The following is an 8,560-nucleotide window of genomic DNA, read 5'->3' as shown; positions in this document are numbered from 1 at the left end:
CGTTGTTCCCGCCTCCGTTGTTCCCGCCTCCGTCGTTGTTCCCGCCCCCGTTGTTCCCGCCTCCGTCGTTGTTGCCCCCGCCGTTGTTGCTTCCGCCACCGTCGTTGTTCCCCCCGCCGTTGTTGCCCCCGCCGTCGTTCCCGCCCCCGTCGTTCCCGCCACCGTCGTTCCCGCCGTCGTTCCCGCTACCGTCGTTCCCGCTACCGTCGTTCCCGCCACCGTCGTTCCCGCCACCGTCGTTCCCGCCGGCGGGCGTGCCCTCGTCGGTCGTCGGGTCGGGTGATCCGCCGCTGGTCTGCGAGGGAGAGGTGATCGGCGACGTGGAGGGATCGGTTGTGCCGGCATCCGATCCGGGGATGTCGACGCCGGGCGGCACGATGCCGTCCTCGATGAAGTCCCCGAGGTCTTCCTCGGCCCAGGGGAACACCGGAGCGAGGATCGTGAGGACGGCCGCCGCCACGCGTTCGGGAGCGGTTTGGATCACGGGGCGCAGCTTCTCCTCGACGACCGCGTCCAGCTCGGCGACTTCCTCGTCGCTGGCTCCCGCATCGATCGCACGCTGTCGTTCCTCGACGAGCTCTCGGGCAAGGTTCGGGGCTTCCTCGACATCGAATCCCTGGAGGCTGACGACGAGTGCATCCACCCGGTTGAGTGACGCCTCGACATAGATGCTCGGGCTCGGCCCTTCGGCCACGCCGGCGAACTGCGGTCCAGCCTGCTGGGGGAAGAGCGCATCGCTCAGCGACGAGCGCGACAGCACCAATGAGACCGCCAGCAACAGCGCCGCGGCTCCGGCGAGTATCGGCACCAGGCGCTGGCGCCCGCCACCGAGCCACAACGAGAGACGTTCGGGTACGAGTCGACGCTTCGGCGTGTCCTCGAGTCCGAATTCCGGAACGAGCAAGGGCGCAGCGGCGGCGGCATCGGGAACGTGCACGTCCTGCGGACGGACGGGGACGGGAGTGGCGGGAGCCACCGCTCCCAACGCCGACGCGGGCTCAGCCGTGATCGTGCGAAGCACCAACGCGAGATCGACGAGGCCGACACCGGCCTCGAGGTAGGAGTCCGCGCCGCGGGTCGCGCTCATCGCCGGCCCCGCGGAACCCTCGGGAGTGACGACGACGATCCGGGTGGAGGGCGCCTGCGCGCGGAGACGGTGGATCGCCTCCTGAGCTTCCTCGGCCGCGATCGATTCCTGGAGGATCACCGCGTCGGCGCCGAACTTCGCCGCCATCCAGGCAGCGTCCTCTGCGCGGGCGGCGTCGCCCACGATCTCGAAGCCGTCCTCCTGCAGGAAGAACCGCACGATGTCACGGTTCATCGCCGAGTCGGCAGCGATCACGACCCGAAGCGGACCCTCCGGGTTCATCTAGGTCACCTCTGTCATGTGTCTGGGCTCACTCCTCGGGGGCGGAGCGCTCCGCACCACCTTTATCGGTCCCCGGGGCCCCGTCCAGGAGTCCCAGAAGGCTAAAATCGCAGGTGGCACGGGTGTCCCCGACCGGGGGATACTGTCGCGCGACCGGGTGACGACCTGTCGTTCGTGCACGAGCCTGACACACCTTCGCGCGCGCCGGTCGCTGGGCATGCTAGGTGCCGCCCCCGTGCCTCGCATCGGGTGTCCTGCGTACGGGGAACGGACCAGCCCGCGGCTGGACGCTCCGGCCGACCTCGACGAACCCTTCCTCCCGGCGCGCGGGCGCGTCCCCCGTCGGCCCCGTGTACCATCGAGGAGAACGCATCAGGAGCGGCTCGCCTCCCGGGGAGAGGAGGGAGCCCGGCAACCTGGGACGGACACCCAAGGTGCCTCCCGCGCGAGCGGGGATGTGGCCGGATCGATCGGCAACGAATTGTCCGAGGCGGACCCGCCTTCCCGATGCGGACGGCGGGTCCTTTCGCGTTCCTCGGCGATCCCGGCCCTCCCGCTCCGCGGAGCATCTCGATCGGATCGCAGGCGATCCGGGAAGGAGGAAGGCCGATGCGCGCATCCGACGATGCATCGAGACGTGTGCGAGGTGAAGCTCCCGCGCGCGCTCTGTCGCCACGACAGCGACTGGTCGCGCTCGCGAACGAGTTCTGCTTCGAGACGAGGAAGCTGTTCGGGATGTGGGGCAAGGTCGACGTCACCGTCGTGGGTGTCAGCCTGGACGCCCTCGCTGCGACCGTCCGGACGCGTCGCCGCGACGACCCCGCCCCTCTGGTGGAGAACGTTCGCAACGGACTCGCGAACCACCTCGAGGACCTGATCCCCTGTCCTCGCGCGCACCTGTACTACTCCAACCCGGACCTCGGGATCGAGCTCCGGGAGTTCGATCTCCCCTTCTTCGATCCCCGGCGGTCCGAACCGCTGCCGAGCAGCGTGATGCTGTTCGAGGACCTCGTGGCGGCGGAGCGGGACGGGTATCGCGGCGCAGCCCGACGGGCGTGGACGGCCCTGCTCGCGGAGCGGCAACGTGACGGTGTGTCCCGTCGGCGTGCGTGAGGCGGATCGCTCCGGTATCGTCCGGCGAACCGCGGTGCCCCTCGCCGCGACCGAGGGACGAGGAGGAACGACACGATGGCGATCGCGAAGGTGCAGTTCGTCGTACTCGACGCTCGCGACACGGAGGTCCTGTCGGCGTTCTGGTGCGCGGTATTGGGCACGACGGAGGACTCTCGGATCGGCGGGGATTCGTTCGTGCTGCTGAAGGCCACGGAGAACGCCGCGCCGCTCGCGTTGCAGAAGGTGGACGATGCGAAGGCGGGGAAGAACCGGATGCACCTCGAGCTGTCGGTCGCCGATCTCGGGTCGGCCGCCGCCGAGATCGAGGCGCTCGGGGGCACGAAGCTGCGCGACGCGCAGGAGCTCGAGGGCTACACCTGGATCAACATGGCCGACCCCGAAGGGAACGAGTTCGACATCGCCCAGGACTGACACGCGCGCCCGTCGAGCTGCGTCGCCTGCCGGATAGCGGTGTCCGCATAGACTCCGGGCGATGGGGGAGCAGCGGCTGCGATGGACCGGCGAGGGGCTGCAGTTCCTCGGCCACTCCGGGCCGGGCGAGCCGATCCGCATCGGCGGGGACGAGGACGGGCCCGGCGCGAAGCCCTCGGACCTGCTCCCGCTCTCGCTCGCGGCGTGCACCGCCTACGACGTCGTGGTGATCCTGCGCAAGCAACGCCAGGATCTGCGAGGGCTCGAGGTGATCACGGAGTCCGAGCAGGACCCTGACCCTCCGTTCGCGTTCCGGCGCATCAGCATGCGGTTCCTCCTGCGAGGTACGATCGACGAGCGGAAGGCGACGCGGGCGATCGACCTGTCCCACGGCAAGTACTGCTCGGTGGCCGCGACCCTCGAGGGAACCGTCGCGATGGAGGTCTCGTTCGAGATCGTGGACGACCGATCGGAAGGCGCGGACACCGACCGGGGGTGATCAGCCCGAGGTCGTGGCAGTCCGCGACGGGTGGGACCCCGCGTGGTCCCGGCGGAACGTCTCCATGAAATCGCGCAAGGCACGGACGCCTTCGACGGGCATCGCGTTGTAGATCGACGCTCGGAGCCCTCCGACGCTCCGGTGTCCCTTGAGCTCGAGCAGGCCCGCACGTCCGGCCTCATCGAGGAAGGCCGAGCCGAGGTCCTCGTCCGGGAGGTGGAAGGTGATGTTCATCCGAGAACGGCTGTCGGGCTGTGCGTGACCGCGATAGAAGCCCTCGCTCCCGTCGATCGCCTCGTACAGCAGTTGCGCCTTCTCTTCGTTCCGTGCCGCCATCACCCCGAGTCCGCCCACCTCGGTGCGGAGCCAGCGCGTCACGAGGGAAACGACGTAGATCGCGAAAACGGGCGGGGTGTTGTAGCGGGATCCCGAGCGGACGTGCGTCCGGTAGTCGAGCATCGCCGGGTTCCCCTCGGGGATCGCGTCGAGGAGCTCGTCACGCAGCAGGACGATCGTCACGCCGGCGGGCCCGGCGTTCTTCTGCGCTCCCGCGTAGACGAGCCCGTACCGCCCGATGTCGGCCGGCCGGGACAACAAGTCGCTCGACATGTCGCACACGAGGGGCGCCTGCGCGGGGGCGTTCGGCGTCCGATCGGCGGGCCACTGGACCCCCTCGATCGTCTCGTTCGAGGTCATGTGGACGTAGGAGGGGTCGACCTCGAGCGCCACGTCCGAGGGTGCGGGGACGCGGTCGTAGCCGGTTCCCGCTCCGTCCCAGGCCACGCGGACATCCCCGGCGGCCCGGGCTTCGGCGAGCGCCTTGGAGCCCCATGAGCCGGAGACGACGTAGGAGGGCGGTCCGGCGTCGTTGCGGCGCAGGTTGCCCGGCACCATCGAGAACTGAAGGCTGGCCCCGCCCTGGAGGAAGAGCACCTGGTAGCCGTCGGGGACCGCGAGGAGCTCGCGGATCCCCTGCTCGGCCTCATCGATCACCTCGTCGAACCACCGGGATCGGTGGCTGATCTCGAGGATCGACATGCCCGAACCGCCGATCTCGTGGACGGCGTCCCCTGCCCCCTCGAGCACGGCCCGCGGGAGGATCGCGGGACCGGGCGAGAAGTTCCAGACGTCGTCGGCCATGCGCCGATCATCCCGCGATCGCCGCGCAGCGTCATGCGCGCTCGCGTCACGCACCCGCCTCGATCCGTGTCCCCCGATCGGGGGCGGCCGATCGGCAGGGGGTGAGCCTGTCCGGACCACGGATGCAGGTGCCTTCGGCCGATTCCGTACCCCTTCCCGGGTAGCTCGCTCAACAGATCCGTATCCCCTGCCGATACCCGCTCTAGCAAGAACGGGTCATCCGCACCCACCCAGGAGGGAAGGGGTGCGGACGGGAGGGACCCCACACACATCGCAGGCAGAACCACGAAGGGGGAGGCATCCATGCGAGGCTCCACTCGATTCCCGGTCGCGGCGGTCGTGCTGGCGTTGACCGTTTCGGCGTTCCCGGTCACGGAGGAGTCCCCGGACCCGGACCCGGAACCCCCGTCGGCCGGCATCGTCTTCGGGACCAGCGTCTCGGCGGGTCCGAACGAGACGACGGAGGAGTCGGTCCTGAAGACCGAGGCGAAACTCGGACGCAAGCTTGCCGCCGTCCGCGTCTACGAGAAGTGGGACAGCCCGTTCCCATCCCGATCGCACACGTGGCTGCGGGACACCGACCACGCGATGTACCTGTCGGTGAAGGCGCAGCGGCGCAACGGAACGATGATCCCGTGGCGCAACATCGCGGCAGCCCAGCCCGGCGATCAGCTCTACTCGGAGATGCAGTCGTGGGGCCGGCGGTTCCGCGACTTCGGGGACACGATCTACTTCGTCTTCAACCACGAGCCGGAGGCCGAGGCCAGCCGTGCGTTGGGAACCAGCACCGACTTCAAGGACGCGTGGCGCAAGGTGCACGAGGTGTTCGACAGCGTCGGCGCGACGAACGTCGAGTACGTGTGGGTGATGACGAGCTGGGCTTTCCGCACCTCGAAGTCGGATCCGCGCTTCGCGAAGAAGTGGTACCCGGGCAGCGCGTACGTCGATGAGATCGGTGCCGATCCCTACAACTGGTTCGACTGCCGCGACACGAGCTATCCGTGGCGAAGCGCGGAGTTCGCGCTCGAATCGATCCGGCAGTTCGGCTTGAAGCACCCGCACAAGGACCTGATGCTTGCGGAGTACGGCACCGTCGAGGACCGGTCCGATCCGGGCCGGAAGGCGGATTGGATCCGGGACATGTCCGAGCTGATGAAGCAGCCCGAGTGGGGCCAGTTCAAGACGCTGCTCTACTACCACTCGGTCGGGCAGAACGAGCCGGATTGCGTGTGGAAGTTCGACACCTCGCAAGCGGCGGCGAACGCCCTCGCGGAGATGGGCTCCGACCCGCACTATCGGTTGGCGGCCTAGCTCGGCTCGGGCGTGTCCGAGGTCAGCGCACGATCTTCTCCGGCAGGATCTTCAGCAGGATGCGGTGTTCGCCCTCGCTGCGCCACGGGTAGCGCTCGGTCCCGAGGTACCGTTGCGCGAGTGCGTCGATGTTCGCTTCCGCGCCTTCGCGCGTGATGTCGACGACGCGCCCGCGGATCGCGAGTTGTCGGTAGGGGTCGTCGTGTTCGTAGACCGCCAGTGCGACGCGCGGATCACGCTCGATGTTGTTCAGCTTGACGCGTCCCTCCGCGGTGTTGACGAGCACGTGTTCGCCGTCGGTGTCGATCCACACGATCGTGGTCTGCGGTGATCCGTCGGGCATCATTGTGCTGAGGCCCCCGAAGTTCTTGCCTTTCAACAGTGCACGGTCCTCGTCGGTCAGCATCGCCTTCTCCCGTCGTTCGGCGTTCCCATCGTATGGGAGCATCGAGCGATGGACCGCGCTGCGTTCGCCGACCTGCTGCGGGCAGGGCCCCTGCTCGCCGACGGCGGGCTCGCAACGTCGTTGGCCGACCGCGGGATCCCCTTCGACGCGTGCTTCGAAGAACTCAACGTGGAGCAGCCCGACCTGGTCCGGTCGGTCCACCGGTCTTTCGTCCAGGCAGGTGCTCGGGTCGTGTGGACGAACTCCTTCGGAGGGAATCGTTTCAAGCTCGCACGGCACGGGGTTCGGGCAGAACGCGTCGCCGAGCTCGCGGAGGCCGCCGTCGCGATCGCCCGCGAGGCGGTCGAGGCCGAAGGTGTTTCGGTCGCGGGCTCGATCGGTCCGCTCGGTGTGTGGCTGGCGCCGTACGGGCGAGTGCGGAGCGAGGAGGCCCGGGAGGCGTACGCCGAGCAGGCGGCTGCCCTGGCGTCCGCCGGGGTCGATCTGTTCGTGGTCGAGACCCAGACCGATCTCGTCGAGCTCGAGCAAGCGGTGCTCGCCGTTCGATCGGTCGCGCCCGGGGTTCCCCTCGTCGCGTCCGCCACGTTCACGACCGACGACCGAACACCGCTCGGCTCTCCGCCCGATGAGGTCGCCGCCCGACTGCGTGAGCTCGATGTGGACGCGATCGGTGTCAACTGCGGACAGGGTCCCGCGCAGGCGCTCCGCGTGATCAGGCGGATCCGGGGATCGGTCGGGTCGGTCCCGTTGCTCGCCAAGCCGAACGCCGGTGGCCCGCAGCAGATCGGTGGCCGGTTCCTGTACCCGGCGACGCCCGGCTACTTCGGCGAGCTCGCGCGGAATCTGATCGAGGAGGGGGTCGCCGTTCTCGGCGGATGCTGCGGTACGGGTCCGGAGCACGTGGGGGCCATGGCCGACGCCCTCGAGCGAGGGCCGGCCGAACGCCATTCGGACGTCCGGGCGGACACGCGGGCGGACGTGCGGCTCGTCGAGGATCCGCCACCCGTCGCTTCCGCCGGGGTATCGGACGACACGGCCTCCGCGCTCGAACGCAGACTCGACCGCGACGACTGGACGATCGCCGTCGAGATGGAGCCGCCACGTTCGCACTCGCCCGCTCGGCTCGTGGCTGCGGCGCAGACCCTCGTCCAGGCGGGAGCGGACGTGATCGACGTCGCCGACTCACCGATGGCGAAGATGCGGATGAGTCCGTGGGCCGCGTGCCGCGCGATCGAGGAACGCGTGGGTGTCGAGACGGTGCTGCACTTCCCCACGCGCGGCCGGAACCTGCTCCGGCTCCAGGGTGATCTGCTCGCGATCCACGCGCTCGGCGTCCGGAACCTGTTCGTCTGCCTCGGCGACCCGGTCACGATCGGGGACTACCCTCACGGGACGGATGCGATCGACGTGACGCCGACGGGCTTGATGGCTCTGGTCACCGGCGGGTTCAACGCCGGGAGCGATCACGCCGGCTCCTCGATCGGCGAGCCGACGCGGTTCCTCGTGGGGTGCGCCTTGAGCCCGTCGGCTCCGGACCTCGGTCGCGAAGTGAAGCTGCTGAGGAAGAAGGTGGATGCGGGAGCCCGGTTCGCGCTGTCGCAGCCGATGTATTCACTCGGACCGCTCGAGCGCCTCGTCGATGCCTACGAGGCGCGACACGGAGAGCTCTCGCTGCGGATCCTCGCGGGCGTGTTGCCGCTCGCGTCCCGCAGACATGCCGAGTTCATCCACAATGAGGTGCCCGGTGTCGTGATCCCCCCCGAGGTGCTCGACCGGATCCGGAAGGCGGACCATGCCGCGGAGGGGCTTGCGATGGCGACCGAGCTCGTCGAGGAGCTCGCGGTGCATCCTGCTGTGGCCGGGGTCTACCTGATGCCGCAGTTCGGCCGGTTCGATCTGGCCGCCGAGGTCGTCGAGTCCGCGCGGCGGGCCGGCGACCGGTAGCGACCGCGAGGCGACCGGCGGCGGGGTTAGCTCGCCGTCGAGGCCCGCGCCGCTTCGGCCTTCTCGGCCTTCTCGCGCCGCTTCTTCCCCGGCGGTGTCAGCGAGCGGCCGATCAGCGCGAAGGTCGCGGCCAGGCCCGTGGTGAGCAGAAGGACGATCGAGGCGAGCCCGATGAGCAGCGCGGGCGCGCTCGTGGCGGCCGGGTCGTTGCTGCGCGCGAACGCCACGCCGCTCGTGAACAACCAGAAGAGCACGACGATCACGAACGGGAGGGTGGCGAAGAAGGCCACCGCCGCGATCCCGATCGCGAGCCCGATACCCGCTCCCTCGCGCATGGGGGGAGACT

General features: G+C 69.3%; 9 protein-coding genes and 1 riboswitch. Of the genes, 5 read left to right on the top strand and 4 right to left on the bottom strand.

Annotated elements, in window-relative coordinates; translation table 11 throughout:
• The coding region (locus WEF05_01375; protein ID MEX1100550.1) for a hypothetical protein at positions 1-1,369 on the bottom strand (1,369 nt) is incomplete at its 3' end.
• A 364-nt stretch (positions 1,370-1,733) separates the two neighbouring features.
• Positions 1,734-1,860, top strand: a riboswitch (SAM-I-IV-variant riboswitch).
• 118 nt (positions 1,861-1,978) lie between these two features.
• Here WEF05_01375 and WEF05_01370 point away from each other — a divergent pair.
• From WEF05_01370 to WEF05_01360, 3 genes are all read left to right on the top strand, one after another.
• Positions 1,979-2,482 (top strand): hypothetical protein, encoded by a 504-nt coding sequence (locus WEF05_01370; GenBank protein ID MEX1100549.1) that lies wholly within the window; start codon positions 1,979-1,981, stop codon positions 2,480-2,482.
• A gap of 75 nt (positions 2,483-2,557) precedes the next feature.
• The gene (locus WEF05_01365) at positions 2,558-2,914 is read left to right on the top strand and encodes a VOC family protein (GenBank protein MEX1100548.1); all 357 of its coding nucleotides are present in this window, start codon (positions 2,558-2,560) and stop codon (positions 2,912-2,914) included.
• 61 nt (positions 2,915-2,975) lie between these two features.
• Entirely contained in the window at positions 2,976-3,413 is a 438-nt protein-coding gene (locus WEF05_01360; protein MEX1100547.1) for an OsmC family protein, read from the top strand.
• Here WEF05_01360 and serC read toward each other — a convergent pair whose 3' ends face one another.
• Positions 3,414-4,553: a 3-phosphoserine/phosphohydroxythreonine transaminase gene (serC, locus tag WEF05_01355; protein MEX1100546.1), complete on the bottom strand. Its 1,140-nt coding sequence runs from the start codon at positions 4,551-4,553 to the stop codon at positions 3,414-3,416.
• Between the two features lie 303 nt (positions 4,554-4,856).
• On the opposite strand from serC, the gene WEF05_01350 reads away from it, so the two are divergent.
• Positions 4,857-5,864: a glycosyl hydrolase gene (locus WEF05_01350; GenBank protein MEX1100545.1), complete on the top strand. Its 1,008-nt coding sequence runs from the start codon at positions 4,857-4,859 to the stop codon at positions 5,862-5,864.
• Between the two features lie 22 nt (positions 5,865-5,886).
• On the opposite strand, the gene WEF05_01345 is transcribed toward WEF05_01350, so the two are convergent.
• Entirely contained in the window at positions 5,887-6,312 is a 426-nt protein-coding gene (locus tag WEF05_01345; protein MEX1100544.1) for a PPOX class F420-dependent oxidoreductase, read from the bottom strand.
• Positions 6,313-6,318: 6 nt separating this feature from the next.
• Between WEF05_01345 and WEF05_01340 the strand changes: the two genes are divergently transcribed.
• Positions 6,319-8,214: a bifunctional homocysteine S-methyltransferase/methylenetetrahydrofolate reductase gene (locus WEF05_01340; protein MEX1100543.1), complete on the top strand. Its 1,896-nt coding sequence runs from the start codon at positions 6,319-6,321 to the stop codon at positions 8,212-8,214.
• Positions 8,215-8,240: 26 nt separating this feature from the next.
• Here WEF05_01340 and WEF05_01335 read toward each other — a convergent pair whose 3' ends face one another.
• Positions 8,241-8,549 carry a hypothetical protein gene (locus tag WEF05_01335; protein ID MEX1100542.1) on the bottom strand — a complete coding sequence of 103 codons (309 nt, stop codon included), beginning with the start codon at positions 8,547-8,549 and terminating at the stop codon, positions 8,241-8,243.
• Between the last annotated feature and the right edge of the window lie 11 nt (positions 8,550-8,560).

It is taken from the genome of Actinomycetota bacterium, assembly GCA_040881665.1.
Lineage (GTDB): Bacteria > Actinomycetota > UBA4738 > UBA4738 > HRBIN12 > JBBDWR01.
The sequence above is the reverse complement of the archived record's forward strand: the minus strand, read 5'-3'. Positions and strand labels throughout refer to the sequence as shown.